Genomic DNA, 24,518 nt, shown 5'->3' on the forward strand with positions numbered 1-24,518 from the left:
GCTGCCATGACCGATGACCGAAGGTGGCCGCACAGTCCGGATCCGCAGACCGACGTCGTGATCGACGCCAAGGGGCTGCGGGCCCTGGCCCACCCCGTGCGCGTGCGGCTGATCGGGCTGCTGCGCAAGAACGGCCCGTCCACCGCCACCAGGCTGGCCGAGCAGCTGGGGCTGAACTCCGGCGCGACCAGCTACCACCTCCGCCAGCTGGCGGCCTCCGGCTTCGTCGCCGAGGACACCGAGCGCGGCAACGCCCGCGACCGCTGGTGGAAGGCGGTCCACCAGGTGACGTGGTGGACGGACACCGACCTCGCGGAGCAGGAGCCGGAGGCGGCGGCCGGCTATCTGCGCTCGATCGCGGCGGCGCACACCCTGACCACCCAGACGGCGCTCAACGCGTACGAGACCATGCCGGTGGAGTGGCGCCACGCGCTGGACCTCAGCGACATGGTGCTCCAGCTCACCCCGGCGGAGGCCCGGTCCCTGGCCGGGGAGCTGTCGGCGGTGATCGCCCGCTACCGCCGGGTCGATCCGGCGGCGCCCGGGCCGGAGGGCACGGACCGGGTGGCCGTGGTCGTCCAGGTGCTGCCCGAGCCGCAGCGCGGCGCGGCCGGTGACGAGCCGGCGGGGCGGTCATGACCGCCCGGGTCTCCGTCCCCTCACCGGCCGCGGAGGGCGTGCCCGCGCCGCGCAGCCTGCGGCCGCTGGCCGGCGTGCTCACGGCGATGGCCGTCTCGCTGACCGGGACGAGGGTGTCGGCGATCGCCCTGCCGTGGTTCGTGCTCGCCACCACCGGCAGCGCCACGATGACCGGTGTGGTCGCGTTCGTCGAAATGGCGCCCTACGTGCTGGTCAAGGCGCTCACCGGCCCGGTGGTCGACCGCCTCGGGCCGCGGACGGTCTCCTGGACCACGGACGCGGTGAGCGCCGTCGCGGCCGGCCTCGTGCCGCTGCTGCACGCCCTGGGGCTGCTGCCGTTCTGGCTGCTGCTGGTGATGGTCGCGGTGATCGGCGCCGCCCGCGGCCCGGGGGACCTCGCCAAGGAGGTCATGGTTCCCGAGGCTGCCGAGCTGGGCCGGATCCCGCTGGAGCGGGCCACCGGCCTGTCCGGGGTGACCGAGCGGCTGGCCACCACGGCCGGCCCGGCGGTCGGCGGCGGGCTGGTCGCCCTGCTCGGTCCGATGGCCGGTCTGACGGCCAATGCGATCGCCTTCGCGCTCGGCTCGCTGGTCATCGCCGTCGTCCTGCCGGCCGGGGCGGGCCGCGCCGCCGTACCGCCCCCGGCCGGCGCCGGCGAGGAGGAGCGGCCGGCCGGCTACTGGCAGCTGTTCCGGGAGGGCTTCGCCTTCCTGCGGCGCGACCCGCTGCTGATGACGATCATCGTGATGATCTCGGTGACCAACCTCCTGGACGTGGCGTTCGTGGCCGTACTGGTCCCCGTCTGGGCCCAGGAGACCGGTGGCGGCCCGGGCGCGATCGGCCTGACCGGGACGGTCTGGGGGGTCGCGGCGGTGGCCGGCAGCCTGATCGCGGCGGCGGTCGCCCACCGGCTGCCACGGCGCACGGTGTACTTCGTCGGCTTCCTGCTCACGGGGGCCCCGAGGTTCGTCGTGCTGGCCCTGGACGTGCCGATCAGCGTGGTGCTGGTGGTGTTCGTGGTGGGCGGCTTCGGTTCCGGGTTCATCAACCCGATCCTCGGCGCCGTCCTGTTCGAGCGGGTGCCGCGCCACCTGCTCGGGCGGGTCAACGCCCTGGGGGACTCGCTCGCCTGGGCCGGGATCCCGCTGGGCGGCCTGCTGGCCGGTGCGCTGGTGACGATGACGGGGCTGATACCGGTGCTGCTCGGGGCCGGCGCGCTGTACTTCGCCACCACGACCCTGTCCGGGCTGCGACCGGAGTGGCGGGAGATGGACCGCGAGCGCGGTCACGCCGGGGCGGGGGCCGCCCCGCCCGCGTCGCCCGCCTTGCCGGCGCCGTCTGCATCGCCGCCGCCCGCGCCGGTGCGCGCGGCGGCCGGAGAGCCGGCGGAGTGACGGCGCGGGGGCGCCGGGGCGGCCACGATCCGGTGGTCGGCCTGACGGCGCCTCAGTGCCGCCGGTCCTCGGTCGTCGCCGTCGTGCCCGCGCAGAGGGCGTCGTCGACCAGCCGGTTCTCGGCCTCGGCCACGCGCAGGACGGCGTCCTCGGAATCGGCGATGACGCCCGACAGGGAGACCGTGACGCTGCGCCGGCCGTCGCCGGTGACGCCGGTGGCGGTGATCCAGCCGGCGTCGCCGCCCTCGTGGCCCCAGTACACCCCGCCGCAGGTCAGTGGGCGCGAGAAGATCCCCAGCCCGTCCCGGGCGCCCGGCATGAACCGCTCGTACTGCTCGCTGATCTCCACCGTCCGGGTCATCAGCTCCAGCTGCGCCGGGGCCAGGAGCCGGCCGCCGAGCAGGGCGCGGAAGAACCGGTTGAGATCGGCGGTGGTGGAGACGAGTCCGGCCTCGCCGTTGATGCCCGGGCCGACCTGCTCGGTGACGTCCACCGGCGGCTCGCCGGCCGCGAACCGCTGGTAGGTCCGGGCGTGCGGCCGGGGCAGGGCGGGCGAGCTGCCCGGCCGGAAGGTGTGGGCGAGGCCGAGGGGCCGGACGATCCGGTCCCGCACCTCCTCGTGCCAGGGGTGCCCGGTGGCCCGCTCGATGATCATGCCGAGCAGGACGTAGCCGGTGTTGGAGTAGCCCCAGGTCTTGTCGTCGGGCAGGAAGTCCGGGCGGTGCCGCATCGCCCGGGCGACGGTCTGCTCGGGTGTGGAGGTGTCGTACCGGTGCCGGGCGAAGTCCTCCGCCGAGGTGTAGTCCGGATAGTCGTCGTGGAGGCCGCCGGTGTGCTGGAGCAGATGGCGAACGGTGATCGCGCGGCCGTCGTTGCCGTTGCCGGAGACCGCACCGGGCAGCCACTGTTCGACCGGGTCGTCCAGGGAGAGCCGGTGCTCGCCGGTGAGTTGCAGGACGACGGTCGCCACGAACGCCTTGGTGACGCTGGCGATCCGGAAGTGGCCGTCCCCGGGGACCGGCCGTCGGGTCGTCGGATCGGCGACGCCGCTGGTGGCGGTCACGGTCCGGCCGTCGGCGATGGCCAGGCGGGCCTGGACTCCCGTCACGCCGAGCGCGGTGAGCGCGTCGGCGTCGCGCTGGAGCCGGAGGCGGAGCTGGGCGCGGTCGTCGTGCTGCGGGGCGGCCGTCGCGCCGGGAGCACCGGTGGAGAGGGCGCCGGCCGCGACGGCGGCCAGCGCCAGGCTCCACCGGCCGGTCCGCCGGGCGGGAGGAATCGGTGAACTCGTCATGGGTCCTGACGCTAGGTCCGGTCGGGGCGGGTGGGCGGTACCGCCCACGGGTGGGAAAAAGGGGTAGTGGGCTGTAGTGCCGGGCCCGGTCCCGATGGCCCAGACTTGTGCGGGTGAACGATCACGGGGCGGGCGGGCTTTGGGCGATGTGGCGTGCTCTGGGGTATCTCCTGGGAAGCCTGTGCGCCGCCGTGGTCGCCCTGGTCGCGTTACCCGTACTCCTCGTGCCGGGGCCGGCCCGCGCCTGGGCGTCCTGGCACCGCCGGCGCGCCGACCGGCTGCTGCTCGCCCCGGCCTCCGGCCCCGTCCGGGTCGGTGCGCGGCGGGTGCTCGGATGGCTGGCCGCCTGCACCGTGGGCAGTCTGGCGTTCGGCATCGTCATGGTGCTCTGTGCGGGCAACGCGGTGAGCACGGCCGTCACGGTGCCCCTGTGGTGGGCGTTGCCCGACGGCACCCGCGCGGGCGGTTTCGGCGCCGGTGTCCCGCTGTCGGGGTGGGGGACGGCGCTGACCCTGGGGACCGCCCAGGCGGTCCTGCTCGCCGCCCTGACCCGCTGGCTCGCGCCGCGGCTGGCCCGCCTGCACGCCCGGACCTGTGTCGCGCTGCTGTCCCCGTCGGCCGCCGAGCGGCTGGCGCGGCGGGTGGAGACGCTGACCGAGACGCGGGCCGGCGCGCTGAAGGCGCACGGCGCGGAACTCCGCCGGATCGAACGCGACCTGCACGACGGCACCCAGGCCCGGCTGGTGGCCATCGCGATGCGGCTGGGCGTGGCCCGCGAGCTGCTGGACGAGGACCCCGCGACGGTGGCCGGCCTCCTGGCGGAGGCGCAGGAGAACACCGAGGAGGCGATGGCGGAGCTCCGTGCGGTGATCCGGACGATCTACCCGCCGATCCTCGCGGACCGGGGCCTCGCCGGGGCGCTCTCCGCGCTGGGGTCCCGCTCGGCGATCGACACCACCCTCGACGTCGGCGCCCTCGGCACGGTCCCCGCCGCGGTCGAGGCGGTGGCCTACTTCGCGATCGCCGAGGCGCTCACCAACGCCGCCAAGCACAGCCGGGCCACCCGGACCACCGTGCGCGTGGCCCGTGAGGACGACCGGCTGTCGGTCGAGGTCACCGACGACGGGGTCGGCGGCGCCGACGAGTCGCAGGGCAGCGGCATCGCCGGAATCCGCCACCGGGCCCGGGCTCTCGACGGCACCGTCCACCTCCACAGCCCCGGCGGCGGCCCGACCACGATGAAGGTGAGCCTGCCGTGCGGGTCGTGATCGCCGAGGACAACGTCCTGTTGTCCAGCGGGCTGGAACTCCTTTTGACGGCCAAGGGCTTCGAGGTCGCCGCGATCACCCGGGACGCCCCCGGCTTCGTCGCCGCCGTCACCGAACACCGGCCGGACGTCGCCATCGTCGACGTCCGGCTGCCGCCGGGCTTCCGCGACGAGGGCATCCACGCCGCGATCCGCGCCCGCCGCGAGCACCCCGGCCTGCCCGTGCTCGTCCTCTCCCAGTACGTCGAGCAGCAGTACGCCGGCGAGCTGGTCTCCGACGGGCGCGGCGGCGTCGGCTACCTCCTCAAGGACCGGGTGAGCCGGGTGGGCGAGTTCGTCGACGCGCTGCGGCGGGTCGCCGCCGGCGGCACCGTCATGGACCCCGAGGTGATCGGGCAGCTCCTGACCCGCCCCGCGCACGACCCGACCGCCGTCCTCACCCCGCGCGAACGCGAGGTCCTCGCCCTGATGGCCGAGGGCAAGGACAACGCCACGATCGCGGCCCGGCTGGTGATCACCGACAACGCCGTCCACAAGCACATCGGCAACATCTTCGCCAAGCTCGGCCTCTCGCCGGCCGACAGCGGTCACCGCCGCGTCCTCGCCGTCCTCACCTATCTGAGCCGTCGCTGACGTCGATCAGCGGGCGGCGGCCGTCCGGTCCCGCCGCCCCGGGGGAGCCCTCCACGCGCCGGCCGACGCGGTCATGGAGGGGTTCGGGCTGATGCGCGCCGACACCGTCGGGGCCCGGACCGACACGGTGCGGCGACCGCTCGGACGCGGCCCGGGGACGTGCGCGGACCGGTGTGCGCGCAACGCCGCCGCCTTCGCGGGCCGCGGCAGCCTGGGGCACGCGGCGGCCCCGAGCGACAAGGCGGTGGTGGAGACGCCCGCTACCCCGCTCCCGAACTCGATCACCGTCCTGGTGACCTTCGTCGGAGGGCCGGCCGACGGCCGGACCGAGTGTCCGCCGCTGTCCCGGTCGGCGGGTGGGCTCACCATCTCCGCCGTGACCCGTCGGGGCGATCCCGGGCCGCCCCCCGCATCGTCGCGCGGTCGGCGAGGAAGACGACCGCCAGGTTCTCGTCGGAGCGTAGTGCCGGTCGCCCCAGGGCCTGGCCAGCTCCGCCGCCACCGCCTGCCCGCTCGCTTCGTCCCGGTGGTCGGTCCGCACGACCAGGGCGTCGAAGTCGTCGAGGCCGGTCACGGCGGGCAGCGTTCTCATGGACCCTTCCCCCTCGGCCTCGGCCGGTGATCCGTGCCGCGACCGGATTCCTGTGCGTCAGTCGCCCTCGCGGCGCTGACGCTCGGGGGCGGAGGTCCAGTGCAGGAGCAGGGCGGAGGCCAGGGCGGCGAGGGCGCACCAGGTGGAGATGAAGGCCAGCCGCCAGAGCAGGGCGCAGAGGAGGGCGGCGCCTGCGGTGAGCACGCCGAGGCGGCGCAGGACGCGGTCGCCGCTGAGCAGGAGGGCGCCGACGGTGGCCAGGAGGTAGCCCGCCAGGAGCAGGGCGGGGTGGGGGACGCCGATGCGGTAGTCGAGGGTGTGGGCGTGGGCGGTGGCGGCGACCGGGTGGGTGGCGACGGCGTGGGCCAGCGGCACGGCCACCAGGATGCCGAGGAGGACCAGCGCGGTGAGCAGCCGCCGCCGGGCGCGGCCCGCGTCGAGGGCCGCGCGGCGCACGCCGACCGGGACCAGGAGGGGGAGCAGGGGCAGGGCGATCACCGCCCAGGCCGTGCGGGCCCAAGTGGCCGGGCCGGCGGGCAGGTCGCCGTCGGCGCCGAGCCAGACCGCGGCCTCGATCAGCTGGTGCACGCCGAGGACGAGCGGGAGCGCGGCGAGCGGCAGGCGTTCCGGCCGGCCCGCCCGGTGGGTGCGGACCAGGCAGAGGACGCCGACGGCCGTCACCGCGCCGCCGACGACGAGGTCCGCCCGGGCACTCCAGCACATGGGGGCTCCTGCGGCCGGTCAGTCGGGGTCGGCGGGTCGGTCGCGGGGCCGGTCGTGGGTCCGTTCGCCGGGCGGGCCCTCGGCAGCCGCGTCGGCGTCCGCGGCGTCCGCGTCGTCGTCGGAGTCCTCGGCAGAGTCCTCGGCGGCGTTCTCCGGGACTTCGCCGGTGGACTCCAGGACGTCGCCGACGGTGCCGGGCAGGGCCGGGTGGCGGCCGATCACCACCACGCCGACCACGATCGCCACCAGCCCGGCCGCCTGCCAGGCCAGGGCGCCGGGGGTGACCCGGAGGCGGTCACCGAGGAACCCCACCGCGCAGGCGATCCCGGTGATCGGCTGGGCGGCCGTCAGCGCGGGCAGCGACATCCGCAGCGGCGCGGCCTCGAAGGCGCTCTGGACCAGCAGCAGCCCGACCACCCCCGCCGCCACCACCGCGTACGGCTGCCAGCTGCGCAGCACGGCCTGCAGCCCCTCGTGGTCGAGCCGCTGGGTGGTGGTGCGGGTGAGCGCGTCCTGGAGCCCGTAGAGCAGACCGGCGGCCAGGGCGAGCACCGTCGCCTCCTCGAACAGCGGCAGCCGGCGGGCCGTGGAGATCAGCAGCAGCGTCAGCCCGACCACCGTGCCGACGACCAGCCAGTGCCGCAGTTCGCCGGCCGGCGGGCCGCCGCCGCTAGGACGGCCCGCCACGATGAACGCCGTCACCCCGAGCGCCAGCAACAGCACCCCGGCCCAGCCGGAGCGGCCGAGCGTCTGGCGGGTGAGCACCCGCGCGAGCGCCATCGCGAAGATGAGGTTGGTGGCGAGCAGCGGTTCGACGAGCGAGACCTCGCCGTGGTTGAGGGCGAGCGCGGACAGGATCAGCCCGGTGATCATGAAACCGGTGCCGAGCAGCCACTGCGGCATCCGCAGCAGGTCCAGCAGCAGGCGCCAGTGCAGCAGGTCGGCACGCGGGGCCTGCTGCGCCGCGTGCTGCTGGAGGACGAATCCCAGACCCAGGAAGCAGGCGGCGCTCAGCGCCAGGATGAAGACCGCCACGGAGGAACCACCCGAGGGTTGTTGACCGCACCGCACCGCACCGCCGCCGGGCTCCGGGGACGGCGCCCCGGGCGGCTCCGGCCGCGCGGCCCGGTGGTCCGGAGCGGGGTGTCCCGCGGCATCGGCGCGTTGGGGTCAGCCTACCGCCGGGGTGGGGCGCCGACCCGTGGAGCGGCCCCGCCCGGCGGGTCGCGGGCGGTCGGGGCGGTGCGGTGACCGCGTCGCACGGGCGGCCCGCGCGGGGCCCGGTGCCCGGTTTGCCCCCGCCGTGCGGGGAGGCGCACGCTGGTGTGGGCGGACGCCGCGGAGCACCGCCCGTACCGGCCCGATCAGGCGCGACGGGGGCGGCGCCAGGAGGTGCGGCCATGCACAACCAGTGGGATGTGGAGCTGAGCTTCGAGGAGGACGGCGTCCACACCGGATGCCAGGCGAGGCTGACCGGAGCCCGGGCCCCGGGCCTCACCGCGCACGGGGAGTCGACCAGGAGCGTGGACGACCGCCCGCTCGCCAGGATCGGCGAGGAGGTCGCGGCCTCGCGCGCGCTGGAGGCGCTGTCCCGCAAGCTGCGGGCCCAGGCCGACGGGGAGATCGAGGACGAGGGGCACCGGCCGGGGTACCTGATCTACTGATCCGGCCGCGTGGTCGGCGCAGGCCGGCGGCTCAGCCGGCGAGACCGCCGTTGCTCTTCAGCAACTGGCCGTTGATCCACCGGCCCCGCGGTGAGCAGAGGAAGTCCACCAGGTCGGCGGTGTCCTGAGGGCTGCCCAGGCGTCCCAGGGGCGTCCGGCTCAGGACGTGGTCGCGGATGTCGTCGGACATCCAGCCGGTGTCGACCGGGCCCGGGTTGATCACGTTGGCGGTGATCCCGAGGTGGGCGAGTTCGTGGGCGGCGGCCAGGGTGATCCGGTCGAGCGCGCCCTTGCTCGCCCCGTAGGGCAGGTTGCCGACGGTGTGGTCGCTGGTGAGGGCGATCACCCGTCCGCTTCCCGGAGCGCCGGCGAAGCGACGGCCGAACTCCCGGATCAGCAGCCAGGTGGCACGCGCGTTGACGGCGAAGTGGCGGTCGAAGCTCTCCACGGTGGTGTCGAGCAGGCCGGAGTCCACCGACTCGCAGTGGCACATCACCAACGCGGTGACCGGGCCGAGCCTGCCCTGGGCCCGGTCGAAGACCCGCCCCGGCGCCTCGGGGTCGGCCAGGTCCGCCTCGACCGCGACGGTGTCGGCACCCCGTCCCTCCAGGGCCCCGGCGATGGTCGCCGCGGCGTCCGCCTCGACGCCCCAGGCCATGCGCGCGTCGTACGGCGTCCAGTAGGTGAAGGCGATGTTCCAGCCCGCCTCGGCCAGCCGGCGGGCGATTCCCGCGCCGATGCCGACGGACCGGCCCACGCCGGTCACCAGGGCGACCGGCCTCGCGGTGTCGAACGTCTTCTCGGCAGTCGTCACAGGAGGAGATCCTCCGGCCGGCCGCCCGGGAACGGCAACCCGGTTTTCCTCCGGTCCCGCGTCAGGGGTGGCCGGGTGCCAGGAAGGCGGTGAGGCGGCGGGTCACCTCGTCCGGGTGGGCCGTCAGCAGGGTGTGGTGGGAGGCGTCGGGCAGGACGGCGACCGAGGCGTCGGGCAGGGCCCGGCGGGCGCGGGCGGCGACGGCGCGGGCGTCGTGGGTGCGGCTCCGTTCGGCGAGCAGGACGAGGGTGGGGGCGGTCAGCGCGCGCAGCTCCGTCGCACCCGGGCGGGGGCCGGTGACGGGGCGGGCGGCGGGGAAGCCGGCGTAGCCGAGGGCGTAGAGCTCGCGCCAGGCCGGGTCGAGGCCGGTGCCGCCGGACTCCCAGTCGAGGTAGCCGCGGGCCTTGGCGGCGCGGCGCGGCGGGAGCAGCAGCGGCAGGGCGCGCAGCAGGTAGCGGGCGCGGTAGCCGGCGAAGCACCGGGTCGGGTCGAGCAGCGCGAGCCGCCGGATCCGGGCGGGGGCGCGCAGGGCGTAGCGCAGCGCGATCCACCCGCCGTAGGAGTGGCCGGCCAGGTCGGCGGCGGGCACGTCCAGTCCGTCGAGGACGGCGTCCAGCCAGCCGAGCAGGTCGGGCAGGCCGGCGAGGCGGGGGCGGTCGAGGGTGCTGCGGCCCGGATCGCCGACGAGGTCGACGGCGAGCAGCCGGTGGCCGGCTCCGGCGAGGCCGGCGGCGGTGGCGGACCAGCAGGTGGCGGTGGCGCCGCCGCCGTGCAGCAGGACGAGCGGGCGGCCGCCGCGCGGACCGCAGGCGTTGACCCGGGTGGCGCCGAACGGGGTGGGGACGGTGAGCGCCTCGACGGGGAGGGGCCAGCGGGAGAGGGCCTCGTCGTAGGCGGCGAGGAAGGCCTCCCGTGCGGGGGCGGCGGGGTGTGCGGACATAGTCTTCCCCCAGGGTTTGACGTACTCGCTCGGCGGGCATGTATCTCGCTCAGCGAGAGAATACGTCCAGGGGACCTTCGAGGGAAGGAGAATGCGGTGGAGCCGGAGCGGACGCCGATGCGGCTGGTCCATCTGCTGCGCGGGCTGACCGTCGAACTCGACCTGTTCGGCGCCGAGTTCGCCGCGCGCAACGGCCTGCACCCGACCGATCTGCGGGCGCTGATCCACCTGCTGGACGCCGCGCGGGCCGGGACGGTGGTCACGCCGGGGCGGCTGGGCGAGGCGCTGGGGCTGAACTCGGCGGGGACGACCGGCCTGGTCGACCGGCTGGAGCGGCTCGGGCTGATCCGGCGCGAGCGTGATCCGGGGGACCGCCGCAAGGTGCGGCTGCTGGTGGAGCAGCGCGCGATCGAGCTCGGTGAGGGCTTCTTCGGCGGGCTGATCGCCGATCTGGTGGCCGCGATGGGCGCGTTCGGGGACGAGGAACTCGCGGTCGCGCGGCGGTTCCTGGAGGCGATGACCGGGGTGGTGGCCGCGGCCCGGGCGGAGTGAGGCGCTCCGCCCGGGCGGGGGAGGGGTTACGGGCGCAGGCCCGCGAACTCGTCGAGGACGGCGACCCGCAGTTCGTGGGCGCCGTCCGGGCGGGTCTGCTCGTAGTAGAGGTACCAGCGGCCCCGGGCCGCGACCACGTCGGCGTAGCGGACGTCCAGCCACGGGCCGTCCGGCGTCAGGCGGTGCCAGTGGCGCAGGTCGGTGGAGGCGGCGAGCCCGCAGCGCTCCTCGTAGTTGCCGGAGGCGTCGGCCGAGCCGTCGTAGAGCGCGAGCCAGCCGCCGGAGCCGTCGGGCAGGACGGCGGTGATCCGTGACTCGTAGCCGTCCCAGGCGGTGTCCGGGCCGACGTCCAGCACCTCGGCGGCGCGGCCGGGCGGTGCGGTGAACCGCAGGCCGTCGGTGGAGTCGGCGAGCGCGGTGGGCTGGACGGTCAGCCCGGTGGTGTGGATGTCGGCGGTGGCGTGGGCGCGGTCGCGTTCCTCGGCGGTGAAGCCGCGGGACCGCGAGACGGTGGCGAACATCCGCACGCCGCCGTCGTGTTCGAGCAGGTACGGGTCCTTGATGCCCTCGGTTCCGGTGCCTGCGGCGGTGAGGACCGGGGTGCGGGTGGCGAGGTCGAAGGCCTCGGGGGTGTCGGCGCGCAGGGCGTCGATCCGCCAGCGCCCGTCGGCCGGGTCGACGTAGCTGAGGTGGAGCAGGTACCCGCCGTCGCGGCGGAGCAGGGCGAAGCGCTCCATGGAGGGCGAGTCGAGGTCGGCGCGCTCCACCGACCAGAGGTCGCGGAACTCCACGCCGTCGCGGCTCTCGGCGACCGCGCAGCGCCAGCCCCGGTCCTGGCCGCCGGCGCCGCGCGGGCGGCGTTCGCGGTAGGTGAGCAGGAAGCGGTCGTGCTCGGGCTCGTAGCGCACGCCGGGGCAGCCGGCCCAGTAGCCGGGCTCGGGGCGTTCGGGGGCGCGGACCAGGGCGGAGCCGGAGAGGTCGGGCGCGGCGGGCGGGGTGGTGATCGGCATCGGTGGCGGGTCTTCCTCGCGGGGGTCGGGGCGGAATCTCGCCACTTTCTATCAGATCGATAGAAAGTGAGGGGGTCCCTTGGTGGGGTGCGGTTCCTCGCACCTCTGGACGCAAGCGGCACGTCACATGGAGTGATTCTGTGAATCGCATGTTTCCTCCTGTGGCGATCGGACGACGGCGCCCGGCGTGGCCTTGACCCTTCTCTCAAGATCGGGAAAGACTTCTTCTCAGAGTCGATCAAACAGAGAAAGAAACAGAGGAAGCCCGATCCCGATGACAGCCCCCACCACCGACGCACCCGGCTACGGCGGTCTCGGCCTCTACGTCGGCGACCTCCACAACCACTGCGGGATCAGCTACGGCCACGGCCCGATCGAGGACGCCTACGCCAACGCCCGCCTCCAGCTCGACTTCGCCAGTGTCACCGGCCACGGCTGGTGGCACGACCTGCCCGAGCGCACCCCCGAGCTGGCCGGCCTGGTCGACTACCACACCGAGGGCTTCGCCCGGCTCGCCGACCGCTGGGAGCACGTCCAGGAGGTCACCGCCGCCGCCCACGAGGACGGCCGCTTCGTCACCTTCCAGTCCTTCGAGTGGCACAGCCTCGCGTACGGCGACCACTGCGTGTACTTCGACGGCCCGCGCGGCGAGATCATCCGCGCCGCCGACCTGGAGGCCCTGCGCGTCCGGCTGCGCGCACTCGCCGCGGAGGGCGTGCGCACCTGGGCGATCCCGCACCACATCGGCTACGGCACCGGGCGGCGCGGCATCAACTGGGACGCGTACACCGAGGAGTTCGCCCCGGTGGTGGAGATGATGTCGATGCACGGCTGCGCCGAGTCCGACGAGGCGCCGCGCAGCTACCTGCACACCATGGGGCCGCGCGACACCGCCGGCACCGCCGTGCACGGGCTGCGGCTCGGCCACCGGTTCGGGCTGATCGGCTCCACCGACCACCACAGCGCCTTCCCCGGCAGCCACGGGCACGGCCGACTCGCCGTCTGGGCGCCCGAGCTGACCCGCCCGTCGGTCTGGGACGCGGTCCAGGCGCGCCGCACCTACGCGCTCACCGGCGACCGCATCCTGCTCGCGGCCTCGGTCAACGGCGTACCGATGGGCGGCGAGGCGCCGTCCGCCGACCGGCGCCGGATCCAGGTCACCGTGCGCGGCCGGGACGCCCTCGACCACGTCGAGCTGGTCCGCAACGGCGTGCCGCTGCACCGCGTCTCCCGCCACGAACTCCTCGCCGCCGCCGGGGGAGGGGCCGGCTTCGACGGCACCCTCGGCTTCGCGGTCGGCTGGGGGCGGCGCGAGGCGGCCGTGCGCTGGGACGTCACCCTGCGCGTCGAGGGCGGCGAACTGGCCGACGTACAGCCCCGGTTGCGCGGCTCCGAGACGGTGGCACCGGCCGAGTCCGAGCCCGCGGGCCACCGGCCGTCCGACTGGTGGCGCACCGGGCCGGGCGAGCTGCGGCTGCGCACCGTGACCGAGGGCAACCCGAACACCGTGACCGACGCCACCCAGGGCTTCTCGCTGGCGGTCACCGGCGACGACCGGACCAGGCTGACGGCGGTCGTCAACGGCGTCGAAACCTCGTACAGCGTCGGCGAGTTGCGAGAGGGGCCGCGGACCGGCTTCATCGGCGGCTTCGTCTCCGGCGCCTACCGCTTCGACCGGGCGGTGCCCGCCCGGGAGCTCACCGCCGAGCTCGACCTGGTCGACGAACGGCCGGGCGGGGACGGCGACTTCTACCACGTGCGGGTGCGGCAGCTGAACGACCAGTGGGCCTGGTCCAGCCCGACCTGGGTGGGCCGGGCGGGTGCCGGCGGACCGGCGGCCTCCTGTCGACGGGCCGGCTGACGCCTGCCAACCGTCGTCGGCCGGCCGCCCCGGTCACCGCCCACCGTTCCACCGGACCCGTACCGAGGAGTACCACCATGTCCGCCCGTATCCCCGCGCGCCGCGCCGCCGGCACCGCGCTGGCCGCCGCCCTGCTGACCGGCACCCTCGCCGCCCCGGCGGCCGTCGCGAGCGCCGCCGCCGCCCCGGCCGCCAGCACCGTCGCCGCCCCGGCCGCCGCCGTGAGTGCCACCGCCGCCCCGGCCGCCAGCACCGTCGCCGCCCCGGCCGCCGCCGTGAGTGCCACCGCCGCCACCACCGTGTTCGCCGACGACTTCGAGTCCGGCACCGTCTCCCGCTGGACCCGCCAGCGCATCGACGGCAACGGCTCCATCACCGTCACCGGCGCGCCCGCCGGCGGCTCCGGCCTCGCCGCCCGGTTCGGCGTCCCCAACGACGGCGCCTCCTACCGCTCCGAGGTCGCCGTCAACGCCCTCGGCTGGGGCAGCTACCGCTTCGCCCTCGCCGACTACCTGCCCGCCGACTGGGTGCAGACCTCGACGGAGACCATCGTCGCCCAGTGGCACGGCTACCCGCTCGCCGACGGCAGCGACACCAAGCCGCCGATCGCGCTCACCGTCAAGGACGGCAACTGGCGCCTCAAGGTGCACTGGCTGACCGACCCGTCCACCGTCGCCGAGGCGGTGATCCCGCTCGGCGCCGTGCAGTTCGGCCACTGGAACCAGTGGGCGTTCGACATCACCTGGTCCACCGCCACCACGCCCGGCTCGATCACGGTGTACCGCGACGGCGTCCAGGTCGGCGCGCACAGCGGCCTCAACAACTACCACCAGAACCAGGCCCCGTACTTCAAGACCGGGATCTACCGCGCCAACTGGAACCCCGCCAAGGGCATCCCGTACCCGACCGGCGGGCCCGACGTGGTGCTCTGGAGCGACAGCGTGGTCGTCACCCAGTACTGAGCCGGCCGCCCCGGCCCTACCGAACCCCCCAACCACCAAGAGGTAGCAGCACCATGAGCGAAGCGGCCCGTCACCCCGGCCTGCCCCGAAGAGGCTTTCTCGGCCTGACCGCCGGAGCGGCCCTGCTGGCGGCGGGCTGCCGCTCGGCCACCGACCCGGACGCGGGCGCCGCCCCCGGCGGCACCGCCGCGCCGTCCGCGCCCGACCTGCAGATCGTCCACGGCAGCGCGCCCGACCCCACCCAGCTGCTGCACCGGGGCCCGGACACCCCGGCGTTCGTCAACCTCGTCCTGGACCGGCTGGTCGACCTCGACCCGGTGACCCTCCAGCCGGTGCCCTGGCTGGCCACCTCCTGGGAGTGGAGCGCCGATCGGCTGAAGCTGGTGCTCAAGCTGCGCGAGGACGTCACCTTCCACGACGGGCGCGCGCTGGAGGCCGACGACGTCGTCTTCTCGCTGGTCGGCGCCACCAAGACCTCGCAGGTCAAGCCGCTGCTGGAACGGCTCGCCGACATCCGGGCCACCGCCCGGGGCGAGGTCACCCTCACCCTCGCCAAGCCCACCAGCAACCTGTTCGACGCGCTCGCCTTCAACCCGGTCGTGGACGCGCGGACGTACGTCGAGGGGCGGGCCGGCGAGACCGTCAACGGCACCGGACCGTTCAGCTGGCAGTCCTTCAAGGGCGGCAACCAGCTCGACCTCGTCCGCAACGGGCGCTACTGGCAGAGCGGGCGCCCGCGCTTCGAGCGGATCACCGTCCGCTCGGTGACCAGCAGCCAGGCCGCGCTGTCCGCCCTGCAGTCCGGGCAGGGCCACCTGATCGGCGCCGTCCCCGGGCGCGACCTCAAGGTGCTGGCGGGCAACCCCGGCTTCACCGTGCAGTCCGCCAAGGCCTCCTACCAGCAGGCGTTCCTGGGCGTGAACGTCGCGTCCAAGCCCTTCGACGACCTGCGGGTCCGCCAGGCGCTGCAGTACGCGGTGGACCGCGAGCGGATCGTCGACCAGGTGTACGGCGGCCACGCCGAGGCGAGCAGCCTGCCCTGGCCGTCCAACACCCCCGGCGTGACTCCCGACCAGGTCACCCGCTACCGGCACGACCCGGAGAAGGCGCGCGGGCTGCTGCGCGAGGCCGGCGCGGAGGGCGCCCGGGTGCCGCTGACCGCCGCCAACTCGCCGGTCTTCAGCTCGCTCGTGGAGCTGGTCAAGTACGACCTGGAGCAGGCCGGCTTCGGCGTCGACGTGCAGCTGCTGGACAACGCCGCCATCCAGCCGAAGATCCAGCAGGGCACCCTGGAGGGCCTGTTCGTGGCCAACCACGGCATGGTCAGCGTCTCCCCGCTCAGCGGGATCACCGTCTCCGGGCCGCTGCAGGTCGGCAAGAACACCTCGCACGTCACCGACCCGGCCTACGCCGAACTCCAGGCGCGCGCCTTCGCGGCCGCCGACGAGCAGGCCCGGGCCGACGTCAACCACGAGCTGTCCGAGTACCTGCTCGCGCAGTCCTTCCACATCACCCTCGCGCACGCCTGGGAGACGTACGCCTTCGCCTCCACGGTGCGGGACGTGTCCACCAGCGCGCTGGGCTACCTCAAGCTGACCGACACCCGCCGGGACGCCTGAGCCACCCCCGGGCCACCGCCCTCCGCCGACCGCCGTCCCCGGACGCCCCCCACCTCCCGGGGACGGCGACCTCCGCACGCCGCCCCGCCCACCCCCCCGGAGAACCCCCGTGCCGTACTGGACCAGAAAGGCCGCCGGAGCCCTGGCCACCCTCTGGCTCGCCTCGGTGGCCGTCTTCCTGCTGCTCCGCCTGGCCCCCGGCGACCCGGTCTCCGCCGCGCTCGGCGCCGAGGCCGACCAGGAGCAGCGCGACCACCTCGGCCGCCAGCTCGGCGTGGACCGCCCGCTGCCCGCCCAGTACCTCGGCTGGCTGGGCGGCCTGCTCGGCGGCGACCCCGGGCTCTCCTTCCACTACCGCGAACCGGTCACCCGGATGATCGGCCAGAGCCTCGGCTCCACCCTCCAACTCGCCTTCTCCGCAGGCCTGCTGATGCTCGTGCTCGGGCTGCTGCTGGGCGCCGCGCTGGCCGCCGAGCGGCGCGGGCGGCTGGCCCGGGCGCTCGACCCGCTCACGACCGCCGTCCTCGCCCTGCCGGTGTACGTCACGGCCGTGCTCTTCGTCTTCGTCTTCGCCGTGCTGCTGCGCGTGCTGCCGGCCGGCGGCGAGAAGGACCTGTTCGCGGCGCCGGACCTGGCCGTGCAGTACCTGGTGCTGCCCGCCGTCGCGCTCGCCCTGCCCGGCTCGGTGGTGCTCGCCCGGCTGCTCGCCACCGAGCTCCGGCGCACCCGGCAGGAGGAGTTCGTGCTCACCGCGATCGCCAAGGGCGCCCCGCCCCGGCGGATCCTGCTGCGGCACGTGCTGCCCAACAGCCTCGCCCCGTTCTGCGTCGAGTTCGGGCTCAACCTGGGCGAGCTGCTCGGCGGCGCCGTCGTCGCCGAGCAGCTGTTCGCCCGGCACGGCCTGGGACAGCTGCTGCTCGACGCGATCAACCAGCGGGACTACCCCGTCGCACAGACCCTGATCATGCTCGCGGTCGCGGTGGCCGTCACCGTGCAGCTCGGCTCCGAGCTGCTGGTCGCCCGGCTGGACCCGCGGATCGCCCGCGCCGGCACCGGGGAGGCCCGATGAGCACCACCGCCGCCAACAGCCCAGGGGCCGGACGCCGCCGGTGGCCCGCCCTGCCCGCCGCGCTGCGCGGCCGGCGCGGCCGGACCGGGGCGCTGCTGGTCGCCCTGGTGGTGCTGCTCGGGCTGCTCGGCCCGCTGCTGCTCTCCGCCGACCCCTACCAGCAGAGCCGCGAGGCACTGGCCGGGCCGTCCTGGGACCACCCGCTCGGCACCGACGAGGTCGGCCGCGACCTGCTGGCCCGCGCGCTCCACGGGGTCCGGATCGAACTGCTGGTCTGCCTGCTGGCCGTCCCCGCCGCCGCCGTGCTCGGCACCCTGCTCGGGCTGCTCGGCGGGCTGAACCGGCTGCTCGGCGAGGCCGTTCAGCGTCTGTTCGACCTGCTGCTCGGCTTCCACGGACTGCTGCTGGGCCTGACCATCGCGCTGATCGTCCACCCCGGCCTCGGCAGCGTCGTCGTCACCGTGGTGCTCAGCGCGCTGCCAGCCTTCGGCCGGCAGGCCCGCGCCGCCCTGCTCGCCCAGCTCGCCCGCGACCACGTGGTGGCCGCCCGGGTGCTCGGCGTGCCGCGCGCCCGCACCCTGCGCCGGTACGTGCTGCCCAACGTCACCGACGCCGCCACCGCGCTGCTGGCCGTGGCGATGGCGCACGCCGCCAAGATCGAGGGCGGCCTGAGCGTGCTCGGCTTCGGCATCCAGCCGCCCACCCCCTCGCTCGGCACGATGATCAACACCGGCAGCAAGTACCTCTTCCTGCACCCCGGTTACGCCCTCGCGCCGGTGCTGCTGCTGGGCCTGCTGGTGTTCGGACTGACCCTGCTCGCCGACTCGTTCAACCGGGAGAAGCTGCGGTGACCGCGCCGACCGAGACCGCCCGCGCCGCCCTGTCCGGCGCGCCCGCCACCCCGCCCCTGCTGGAGGTGGCCGGGCTGCGCGTCACCGCCGGGGCCCACGAGGTGGTGCACGGCGTCGACTTCACCCTGAGCCCCGGCGAGATCCTCGGCCTGGTCGGCGAGTCCGGATCCGGCAAGACGCTCAGCGCGCTCGCCGTGAACCGGATGCTCCCGCCCGGCTGCCGGACCACCGCCGGGACCGTCCGCCTGGACGGCACCGACCTGCTCGCCCTGCCCGAGCCCGCCGTACGGGCCGTGCGGGGCCGGCGGATCGGCATGGTCTTCCAGGACCCGCTGGCCTACCTCAACCCCCGGATGCCGATCGGCCGCCAACTTGCCGAGGCCGCCCTGGTGCACGGCGCGAGCCGCACCGACGCCCGGGCCCGCGCGCTCGAACTCCTCGACCTGGTCGGCATCCCCGAGCCCGCCCGCCGCTACCGCGACCGCCCGCACGAGTTCTCCGGCGGCATGCGCCAGCGGGTGCTGATCGCCATGGCGATGGCCAACCGGCCCGATCTGCTGATCGCCGACGAGCCGACCACCGCCCTCGACCCCACCACCCAGGCCGACATCCTGGACCTGCTCGTCCGGCTGCGCGACGAGACCGGCACCGCCGTCCTGCTGATCACCCACGACCTCGGCGTGGTCGCCCGCACCTGCGACACCGTCCAGGTGATGTACGCCGGACGGATCGTCGAACGCGCCCCGGTGAAGCGGCTGCTGGCCGAGCCGCGGCACCGCTACGCGGCCGGGCTGCTGGCCGCCGTGCCCCGGCTGGACGGCCCCCGCGGCCGACCGCTCGCCGTGATCGGCGGCCGCCCGCCCGCCGCCGGGGAGCCGCTGCCGGGCTGCGCGTTCGCACCGCGCTGCGCCGCGGCCGTGGAACGGTGCGCGACCGAGGCACCCGGGTGGGTGGAGCGGCGCGAGCCGGCGGGGGAGCGCGGGTTCGCCTGCCACGTCCCGGTGGCGGCGGGGGAGGAACCGGCGGTCCCGGACGCCCCGGCGGAGCACGGGGCGTCGGCACCGAACGGCGCCCCTGAGCCGGTACTGGTCGCCGAGGACCTGACCGTCCGCTACGGACGGCGCGGCGCGCCCGCGCTCGACGGCGTCGGCCTGAGCGCCGGGCCGGGACGGGCCGTCGGGGTGATCGGCGAGTCCGGCTCCGGCAAGTCGACGCTGGCCCGCGCCCTGCTCGGACTGCTGCGCCCGCGCTCCGGCACCGTCCGGGTCGGCGGCCGGTCCTGGGACGCGGCCACCCCGGCCGAGGAGCGCGCGCTGCGCCGCCGGGTCCAGTTCGTCTTCCAGGACCCGTACGCCTCGCTCAGCCCCCGGATGACCGTCCGCGAGGCGCTCGCCGAGCCGCTGCTCGCCCACGGGCTGCCGCTCGGACGGATCGAGGAGCTTCTCGAACTCGTCGGCCTGCCGGAGGAGTTGCTGGACGCCCTGCCGCACCGGCTGTCCGGCGGCCAGCGCCAGCGGGTGGCGATCGCCCGGGCGCTCGCCGTCGGCCCCGAGGTACTGGTGGCCGACGAGCCCACCTCCGCGCTGGACGTCTCGGTGCAGGCGCAGATCCTCAACCTGCTGATCGACCTGCGCCGGCGCACCGGCGTCGGCCTGGTGTTCATCTCGCACGACCTCGCGCTGGTCCGTCACCTCTGTGACGAGGTACTGGTGATGCGGCACGGCCGGGTGGTCGAACGGGCCACCGCCGAGCGGCTGTTCAGCGCGCCCGAGCACCCGTACACCCGTCAGCTGCTGGCCGCCGCCGGGCAGCACTGAGACCCCGCTCCACCGACCCCGCCCGAGGAGAACCATGACGCCGCCCGCCCGACCCTCCCGCCGCCAACTGCTGCGCGGCGCGGGCTCCGTGACCGCCCTGACCACCCTGGCGGCGCTCGGCGCCGGGCCGGCCTCGGCCGCACCGGGCCGCCCGTCCGGTGCCCCCGAGGTGACCGGACTCGGCCCGGGCAACGCCGACTTCCCGCTGATGAGCGCCACCCTGATCGGCGAGACGCTCTGGATCGGCTCGCGCAACCTGGCCCCGGCCAGGGTGGTCGGCTACCACGTGCCGAGCGGGCGGGTCACCGGATCCGCCGTGCTGCCGACCGGCAACTTCGTGCAGGGCTCGGCCGCCCACGGCGGCGTGCTCCACCTCGGGGTGACGGACGCGCCGAAGGCCGTCAACCTCTACCGCTTCGACCCGGCCGACGGCAGCGTGCGCGGCCTCGCCTCGGTGCCCGGCGCGGACGTCCGGGACGTCGCGGTCGCCCCCGACGGCGTGGTGTTCGCCACCGGCCGGCAGAAGGGCCGGGCGGCCGGGCCCGGCCTGTACGCCTACGACCCGGCGACCGGGGCGCTGACCGAGGTCGCCTCGCCCGCGCCGAACGCCACCCAGGGGCGGGCCGTCGAGGCCACCGCCACCCACGCCTACCTCGGCGTCGGCAGCAACCTCGCGGGCGGCGGCGGGGCCACCCTGGCCTCGCTGTTCGCGGTCGAGCGGGCCACCGGGCGGGTCACCGACATCACCCCGCCCGAGCTCGCGGCCGACACCATCATCCGCCAGATCACCGCCCTCGGCGACGACCTGCTCGCCGTCTCCACCGAGGGCAAGCCCGCCCACGTCGCGCTGCTGGACCGGGCGACCCACACCGTACTGCGGTCCTTCCCGGTGCCCGGCACCAAGAGCGTCACCAACTTCCAGCGCATCGGCGACACCGTCTGGTTCACCTCCACCGAGCACGGCACCGTCTGGCGCCACCGGCTCGGCACGGACGGCCCGGAGGCCTTCGCCGTGCCCGTCCCCGACGGCAACTCCTGGGGCCTGGGCCGGATCGGCGACACCCTGGTCGGCGTCACCGAGGGCGGTACCGCCTGGACCCTCGCCACCGCCACCGCCGCCGTCACCACCACCGACCTGGTGGCGGCCGGCGCGCCCGCCGAGGCGCAGCTCGGCATGTCGGTGGCGGCCCGGTACGGGCGGGTGTACGTCGGCGGCAACGGCTCGATCGCGCTGCACGACCTCAACGCCGGCACGGTGCGCAAGCTCCCCGTCCCCGGCGAGGCCAAGGACACCGTGGTCCTCGACGACGGCACCCTCTACCTGGGCGTCTACTCCTCGCAGGGGATCTGGCGGTACCGGCCGTGGGCCGACGAGGTGCCGGTCCAGGAGGCGAAGCTGCCGCAGGAGCAGAACCGCCCGCAGGCCGTCCGCTGGGACGAGGAGCACCGCCTGCTGCTGCTCGGCGTGCAGGCCGACACCACCGGCGGCGGCTCGTTCGTCACCTACCGGCCGGGCAGCGGCCGGCCCACCGTGCACGTCGACCCGCTGGGGCCGGAGCAGCTGGTCCGGGCGGTCGCGGCCGGGCACGGCCAGGCGTTCCTCGGCGGCGACAACGCCAAGACCACCGGCCCGCGCGGCGACCTGGCGGCCTGGGACCCGGTGGCCGGGCGTGAACTGTGGCGCACCGCAACCGACTTCGGCTCGGGCGTCAGCAGCCTGGTGGTGCACGGGCACCGGCTGTTCGGCATCACGGTGAACGGGCAGGCCTTCGCCGCCGACCTGCGCACCGCCCGGCCGGGCCGGCCCCCGGTGATCGGCGTCCGGGCGGACCTGCGCGCGGTCACCTCGGCCAACCCCCGGCTGCTGGTGGCCCGCGGCCGGGTGTACGGGATCAGCGAGAAGGCGCTGTTCCGGCTGGACCCGGCGACGCTGGCCGCCACCGTCCTCGTCCAGGTCGACGCCGAGTGGTACAGCGGCGCCCGGATCGCGGCCGACGACGCCGGCGTGCTGTACACCCTGCGCGGCCGCGAGCTGATCGCCGTCCGGGACCGCTGACCCGGACCGGTTCCGGGGGGGTGGGGCCGCCCCCGGTCCCCCCGGAACCGCGGAGCACCGGGCCCGGTGGTGGCGGACCCCGGTGGCGGGCCGGATCCCGCGCCGGGGGAGGACGCCTGACGGAAGCGGGTGCCGGGCGGCACCCTCCGCGGCGGCAGCCGGGGGATCCGCATGGACGACCGCCTGCGCGCGGCGGAGAAGCGCGCCGCGCTCCGCCGGCGGCTCGCCGAGCGGCGGGCGGCCGAGGGGCTGCGCGCTTCGGCCGGTCGGCGTCGGGGGCGTCGACGACGCGGTGGTGGCGGCGGTGCGCGGCGGTGTGCCCGGCAGCCCCGACCGGGTGGTGCGGCTCGCCGAGGCGGCCGCGCTCGTCGCCCCCGGCGCCGGTGACGTGGTCGTGGTCCTCCAGGAGGCGGACGAGGTGTTCGCCGCGGTGATGACGGCGGCGGAGTTCAGGGCCTCGGCCGCCGTCCTCCTGACCGCCGAGGGCGGCGTGCACGCGATCCCGGCCCCGGGCGTGGCGCCGGTCCTCGCCGAGCACGACCGCGATCACGCGCCCGACGGCCGCTCGGCCGGCTGGGTGGCGCTCTGGGGCGTCTGACCGCGCGCGCCGGAAGACCGCGCCCCGGCAGACCTCGCCCCGGCAGGCCGTGCGCCGTCAGCCGGCCGGCGTGAGCGCCTCGAAGGCGGCCGCGCCCGGCTCGGTGAGGAGCGCGAGGACCGCCGCCCGCACATGGCGGGCCATGTCGACGGAGCGGTCGAAGAGCCACTGGGCCTGGAGCCCGTCCATCAGCGCGGTGAGCCGCACGGCGGCCTCCTCCGGGTCCACGCCCGCGCGCAGGTGTCCGTCCTCGCCGAGCCGGCGCAGGGCGTCGGCGGTGCCGCCGCGGATGCGCGCGTAGCGGTCGGCGAAGTAGGCGTGGGCCGGGTGCTCCGGGTCGGAGGCCTCGCCGGAGAGTCGGACGAACAGCTCGATGAGCCCGGGGACCAGCTCGTTGTGCCCGGCCAGGTCGACCATCCCGCGCAGCACGCCGAGGCCGCCGCCGAGCCGGGTGTAGGGCCGGAAGCGTTCCCGGTCCAGGCGGTCGCGGTCCTCCAGGACGGCCTGGAGCAGCGCGTCCTTGTCGGGGAAGTAGCGCAGCAGACCGGCCCGGGAGATGTCGCACGCGGCGGCGAGGTCAAGGATCGTGACGGCCCGGAACCCGCGCTGGGCGAAGTGCTCGGCGGCGGTCTGGATGATCGCGGCCCGGCGGGCGCGGCCCTTGGCGTAGCCGCCGGACACCGCCGCCCCGGCTCCTGAGGTGGTCATGGGGGAACGCTATCAGGGTTGCTTGACAGAAAGCTACACGTGTGTAGCAATTGGCTCCACGCCGCGCACCCCCCCGCTGCCGCGGCTCTGGTCCGCCACGCCGTCGTGGCCGGTCTCCAAGGAGCTCCCCCGTGCTCGAATCCCCACCCCTGCCCGCGGCGGCCCCCGCGCCGCAGGCACCCCCCGGCTTCGTGCGAAGACTGGCGCTCGGCCAGTTCGGTATGTACCTGGCCGTGCTCGCCCCCGTGATGGGCGGTCTGTCGGTCAAGATCCAGGACCTGGTGGGCCTGGACGCCGCCCCCGCCCAGCTCGGGCTGGTGACGGGTACCGGCGCCCTGTTCGCGCTGGTCGGCCAGCCCCTCGCCGGCCGCCTCTCCGACCGCTGCACCTCCCGCTACGGCATGCGCCGGCCGTTCCTGGTCGGCGGCGTCGCCGTGATGGCGGTGGCCCTGGTGGCCTGCGCCCTCGCCCCCACCGTCCCGGTGCTGCTGATCGCCTGGTGCGTCGCCCAGGGCGCCGCCAACGTCGCCTTCGCCGCCGCCGGCGCGACCGTGGCCGACCACGTGCCCGAGGCCAGGCGCGGCAGCGTGTCCGGCATCGTCGGCGCGGTCACCCCGATCGGCATCATGATCGGCTCGATCCTGCTCTCCGTGCTGCCCAGCGACCTCCTGCGGTTCGTCGTGCCGGCCGCCATCGCCGTCGTCCTCGGCTTCTGGTTCGCCGTCCGGCTGCCCGACCGGGTCCGCACCGAACCGCCGGGCGAGCCGCTGAACCCGCGCAGCCTCCTGCTCTCCTTCGTCTTCGACCCGCGCAAGCACCCGGACTTCGGCTGGGCCTGGCTGAGCAAGTTCCTCATCATGCTCGGCTACGGCGCCCTGGCCGGCTATCTGACCCTGTTCCTGGCCGCGGAGTTCGGCATGGACGACACCGACGAGCAGCTGCGCTTCAACGCCCTGGCCAACGGCCTGAGCGTGGCCACCCTGGTCGTCTCCAGCATCATCGGCGGCGTGCTGTCCGACCGGGTCGGCCGCCGCAAGCCCTTCGTGATGGGCGGCGGCCTGGTGATGGCGGCCGTGCTCGCCGCGGTGACCGTCACCCCGTACCTGGGCGACGCCGGCCTGGGGACCCTGCTGGTCCTCGAAGCCGTCCTCGGCATCGGCGCCGGCCTGTTCTTCGCCGTCGACAACGCGCTCGCGATCAGCCTGCTGCCCAGCCGGGACGACACGGCCAAGGACCTCGGCGTGCTCAACATCGCCAACGCGCTGCCGAGCTCGCTGTCGCCGTTCCTGGCGGGCGTGGTCGTCATCCCCGTCGGCAACGCCCTGCTCGGCGGGGCCGGCTACTCCCTCTGGTTCGGTCTCGCCGCCGTGTTCTGCCTGGTCGGAGCGCTTCTTGTGACCAGGATCAGAAGCGCCGCCTGACCGCATCCGCCCCCGCCCCCGTGTTTCCCCCCGCACC

22 protein-coding genes are annotated in these 24,518 nt (G+C 75.5%); 15 read left to right on the plus strand and 7 right to left on the minus strand.

All coding sequences use genetic code 11. The features are described 5' to 3' along the window. Positions 1-6 precede the first annotated feature (6 nt). Entirely contained in the window at positions 7-639 is a 633-nt protein-coding gene (locus ABT238_RS22880) for an ArsR/SmtB family transcription factor (RefSeq protein WP_350561273.1), read from the plus strand. After that, positions 636-2,033 carry an MFS transporter gene (locus tag ABT238_RS22885; RefSeq protein ID WP_350782938.1) on the plus strand — a complete coding sequence of 466 codons (1,398 nt, stop codon included), beginning with the start codon at positions 636-638 and terminating at the stop codon, positions 2,031-2,033. Before ABT238_RS22880 ends, ABT238_RS22885 begins: the two co-directional genes overlap by 4 nt. A gap of 52 nt (positions 2,034-2,085) precedes the next feature. Here the strand turns inward: ABT238_RS22885 and ABT238_RS22890 are convergent, their stop codons facing one another. Beyond that, complete coding sequence (locus ABT238_RS22890; protein WP_350561277.1) at positions 2,086-3,324, minus strand: serine hydrolase domain-containing protein; 1,239 nt, start codon at positions 3,322-3,324, stop codon at positions 2,086-2,088. 113 nt (positions 3,325-3,437) lie between these two features. On the opposite strand from ABT238_RS22890, the gene ABT238_RS22895 reads away from it, so the two are divergent. Next, on the plus strand, positions 3,438-4,592 hold the full coding sequence (locus tag ABT238_RS22895) for a sensor histidine kinase (protein ID WP_350782960.1): 1,155 nt from the start codon (positions 3,438-3,440) through the stop codon (positions 4,590-4,592). Then, a complete protein-coding gene (locus tag ABT238_RS22900) occupies positions 4,580-5,224 on the plus strand; it encodes a LuxR C-terminal-related transcriptional regulator (RefSeq protein WP_350561281.1) in 645 nt (214 codons plus the stop codon). Before ABT238_RS22895 ends, ABT238_RS22900 begins: the two co-directional genes overlap by 13 nt. Positions 5,225-5,873: 649 nt before the next feature. Here the strand turns inward: ABT238_RS22900 and ABT238_RS22905 are convergent. Next, a complete protein-coding gene (locus ABT238_RS22905) occupies positions 5,874-6,539 on the minus strand; it encodes a DUF6629 family protein (protein WP_350782979.1) in 666 nt (221 codons plus the stop codon). A gap of 18 nt (positions 6,540-6,557) precedes the next feature. Then, on the minus strand, positions 6,558-7,574 hold the full coding sequence (locus tag ABT238_RS22910) for a DMT family transporter (RefSeq protein WP_350782987.1): 1,017 nt from the start codon (positions 7,572-7,574) through the stop codon (positions 6,558-6,560). A 365-nt stretch (positions 7,575-7,939) separates the two neighbouring features. Here ABT238_RS22910 and ABT238_RS22915 point away from each other — a divergent pair, with 365 nt between their 5' ends. Then, positions 7,940-8,203 carry a dsRBD fold-containing protein gene (locus ABT238_RS22915; RefSeq protein WP_350561288.1) on the plus strand — a complete coding sequence of 88 codons (264 nt, stop codon included), beginning with the start codon at positions 7,940-7,942 and terminating at the stop codon, positions 8,201-8,203. A 31-nt stretch (positions 8,204-8,234) separates the two neighbouring features. On the opposite strand, the gene ABT238_RS22920 is transcribed toward ABT238_RS22915, so the two are convergent. Together ABT238_RS22920 and ABT238_RS22925 are read right to left on the minus strand one after the other, a co-directional pair. After that, entirely contained in the window at positions 8,235-9,017 is a 783-nt protein-coding gene (locus ABT238_RS22920; RefSeq protein ID WP_350561290.1) for an SDR family oxidoreductase, read from the minus strand. A 61-nt stretch (positions 9,018-9,078) separates the two neighbouring features. Further along, the gene (locus ABT238_RS22925; protein WP_350783019.1) at positions 9,079-9,957 is read right to left on the minus strand and encodes an alpha/beta fold hydrolase; all 879 of its coding nucleotides are present in this window, start codon (positions 9,955-9,957) and stop codon (positions 9,079-9,081) included. Between the two features lie 117 nt (positions 9,958-10,074). Here ABT238_RS22925 and ABT238_RS22930 point away from each other — a divergent pair, with 117 nt between their 5' ends. Beyond that, positions 10,075-10,509 (plus strand): MarR family winged helix-turn-helix transcriptional regulator, encoded by a 435-nt coding sequence (locus ABT238_RS22930; protein WP_350783390.1) that lies wholly within the window; start codon positions 10,075-10,077, stop codon positions 10,507-10,509. 26 nt (positions 10,510-10,535) lie between these two features. Here ABT238_RS22930 and ABT238_RS22935 read toward each other — a convergent pair whose 3' ends face one another. Then, entirely contained in the window at positions 10,536-11,519 is a 984-nt protein-coding gene (locus tag ABT238_RS22935; protein ID WP_350561294.1) for a hypothetical protein, read from the minus strand. Between the two features lie 274 nt (positions 11,520-11,793). Here ABT238_RS22935 and ABT238_RS22940 point away from each other — a divergent pair, with 274 nt between their 5' ends. From ABT238_RS22940 to ABT238_RS22975, 8 genes are all read left to right on the plus strand, one after another. Further along, complete coding sequence (locus ABT238_RS22940) at positions 11,794-13,380, plus strand: DUF3604 domain-containing protein (protein ID WP_350783035.1); 1,587 nt, start codon at positions 11,794-11,796, stop codon at positions 13,378-13,380. A gap of 77 nt (positions 13,381-13,457) precedes the next feature. Then, complete coding sequence (locus ABT238_RS22945; protein WP_350783047.1) at positions 13,458-14,342, plus strand: polysaccharide lyase family 20 protein; 885 nt, start codon at positions 13,458-13,460, stop codon at positions 14,340-14,342. 53 nt (positions 14,343-14,395) lie between these two features. Beyond that, a complete protein-coding gene (locus ABT238_RS22950; protein WP_350561300.1) occupies positions 14,396-15,961 on the plus strand; it encodes an ABC transporter substrate-binding protein in 1,566 nt (521 codons plus the stop codon). A 109-nt stretch (positions 15,962-16,070) separates the two neighbouring features. Further along, positions 16,071-17,030 carry an ABC transporter permease gene (locus tag ABT238_RS22955; RefSeq protein WP_350561302.1) on the plus strand — a complete coding sequence of 320 codons (960 nt, stop codon included), beginning with the start codon at positions 16,071-16,073 and terminating at the stop codon, positions 17,028-17,030. Next, positions 17,027-17,881 (plus strand): ABC transporter permease, encoded by an 855-nt coding sequence (locus ABT238_RS22960; RefSeq protein ID WP_350561304.1) that lies wholly within the window; start codon positions 17,027-17,029, stop codon positions 17,879-17,881. Before ABT238_RS22955 ends, ABT238_RS22960 begins: the two co-directional genes overlap by 4 nt. Further along, positions 17,878-19,698, plus strand: a complete 1,821-nt coding sequence (locus ABT238_RS22965; RefSeq protein ID WP_350783084.1) for a dipeptide ABC transporter ATP-binding protein — start codon at positions 17,878-17,880, stop codon at positions 19,696-19,698. Before ABT238_RS22960 ends, ABT238_RS22965 begins: the two co-directional genes overlap by 4 nt. A 34-nt stretch (positions 19,699-19,732) precedes the next feature. Next, a complete protein-coding gene (locus ABT238_RS22970) occupies positions 19,733-21,754 on the plus strand; it encodes an outer membrane protein assembly factor BamB family protein (protein WP_350783092.1) in 2,022 nt (673 codons plus the stop codon). 316 nt (positions 21,755-22,070) lie between these two features. Next, entirely contained in the window at positions 22,071-22,352 is a 282-nt protein-coding gene (locus ABT238_RS22975; protein ID WP_350783100.1) for a hypothetical protein, read from the plus strand. A 57-nt stretch (positions 22,353-22,409) separates the two neighbouring features. Here ABT238_RS22975 and ABT238_RS22980 read toward each other — a convergent pair whose 3' ends face one another. After that, complete coding sequence (locus ABT238_RS22980; RefSeq protein ID WP_350561310.1) at positions 22,410-23,060, minus strand: TetR/AcrR family transcriptional regulator; 651 nt, start codon at positions 23,058-23,060, stop codon at positions 22,410-22,412. A 131-nt stretch (positions 23,061-23,191) separates the two neighbouring features. On the opposite strand from ABT238_RS22980, the gene ABT238_RS22985 reads away from it, so the two are divergent. After that, entirely contained in the window at positions 23,192-24,481 is a 1,290-nt protein-coding gene (locus tag ABT238_RS22985) for an MFS transporter (RefSeq protein WP_350783118.1), read from the plus strand. The last annotated feature ends 37 nt before the right edge of the window (positions 24,482-24,518 follow it).

Origin of the sequence: Kitasatospora sp. NPDC001527 (assembly GCF_040298605.1) — a bacterium.
Taxonomy (GTDB): Bacteria; Actinomycetota; Actinomycetes; order Streptomycetales; family Streptomycetaceae; genus Kitasatospora.

Bases quoted from the DNA above. Each gene is read 5' to 3' on its own strand.
- ABT238_RS22980 (WP_350561310.1), bottom strand. From the start codon at position 23,060: ATGACCACCTCAGGAGCCGGGGCGGCGGTGTCCGGCGGCTACGCCAAG.
- ABT238_RS22935 (WP_350561294.1), bottom strand. From the start codon at position 11,519: ATGCCGATCACCACCCCGCCCGCCGCGCCCGACCTCTCCGGCTCCGCC.
- ABT238_RS22925 (WP_350783019.1), bottom strand. From the start codon at position 9,957: ATGTCCGCACACCCCGCCGCCCCCGCACGGGAGGCCTTCCTCGCCGCC.
- ABT238_RS22970 (WP_350783092.1), top strand. From the start codon at position 19,733: ATGACGCCGCCCGCCCGACCCTCCCGCCGCCAACTGCTGCGCGGCGCG.
- ABT238_RS22950 (WP_350561300.1), top strand. From the start codon at position 14,396: ATGAGCGAAGCGGCCCGTCACCCCGGCCTGCCCCGAAGAGGCTTTCTC.
- ABT238_RS22945 (WP_350783047.1), top strand. From the start codon at position 13,458: ATGTCCGCCCGTATCCCCGCGCGCCGCGCCGCCGGCACCGCGCTGGCC.
- ABT238_RS22915 (WP_350561288.1), top strand. From the start codon at position 7,940: ATGCACAACCAGTGGGATGTGGAGCTGAGCTTCGAGGAGGACGGCGTC.
- ABT238_RS22940 (WP_350783035.1), top strand. From the start codon at position 11,794: ATGACAGCCCCCACCACCGACGCACCCGGCTACGGCGGTCTCGGCCTC.
- ABT238_RS22890 (WP_350561277.1), bottom strand. From the start codon at position 3,324: ATGACGAGTTCACCGATTCCTCCCGCCCGGCGGACCGGCCGGTGGAGC.
- ABT238_RS22880 (WP_350561273.1), top strand. From the start codon at position 7: ATGACCGATGACCGAAGGTGGCCGCACAGTCCGGATCCGCAGACCGAC.
- ABT238_RS22930 (WP_350783390.1), top strand. From the start codon at position 10,075: ATGCGGCTGGTCCATCTGCTGCGCGGGCTGACCGTCGAACTCGACCTG.
- ABT238_RS22960 (WP_350561304.1), top strand. From the start codon at position 17,027: ATGAGCACCACCGCCGCCAACAGCCCAGGGGCCGGACGCCGCCGGTGG.
- ABT238_RS22885 (WP_350782938.1), top strand. From the start codon at position 636: ATGACCGCCCGGGTCTCCGTCCCCTCACCGGCCGCGGAGGGCGTGCCC.
- ABT238_RS22905 (WP_350782979.1), bottom strand. From the start codon at position 6,539: ATGTGCTGGAGTGCCCGGGCGGACCTCGTCGTCGGCGGCGCGGTGACG.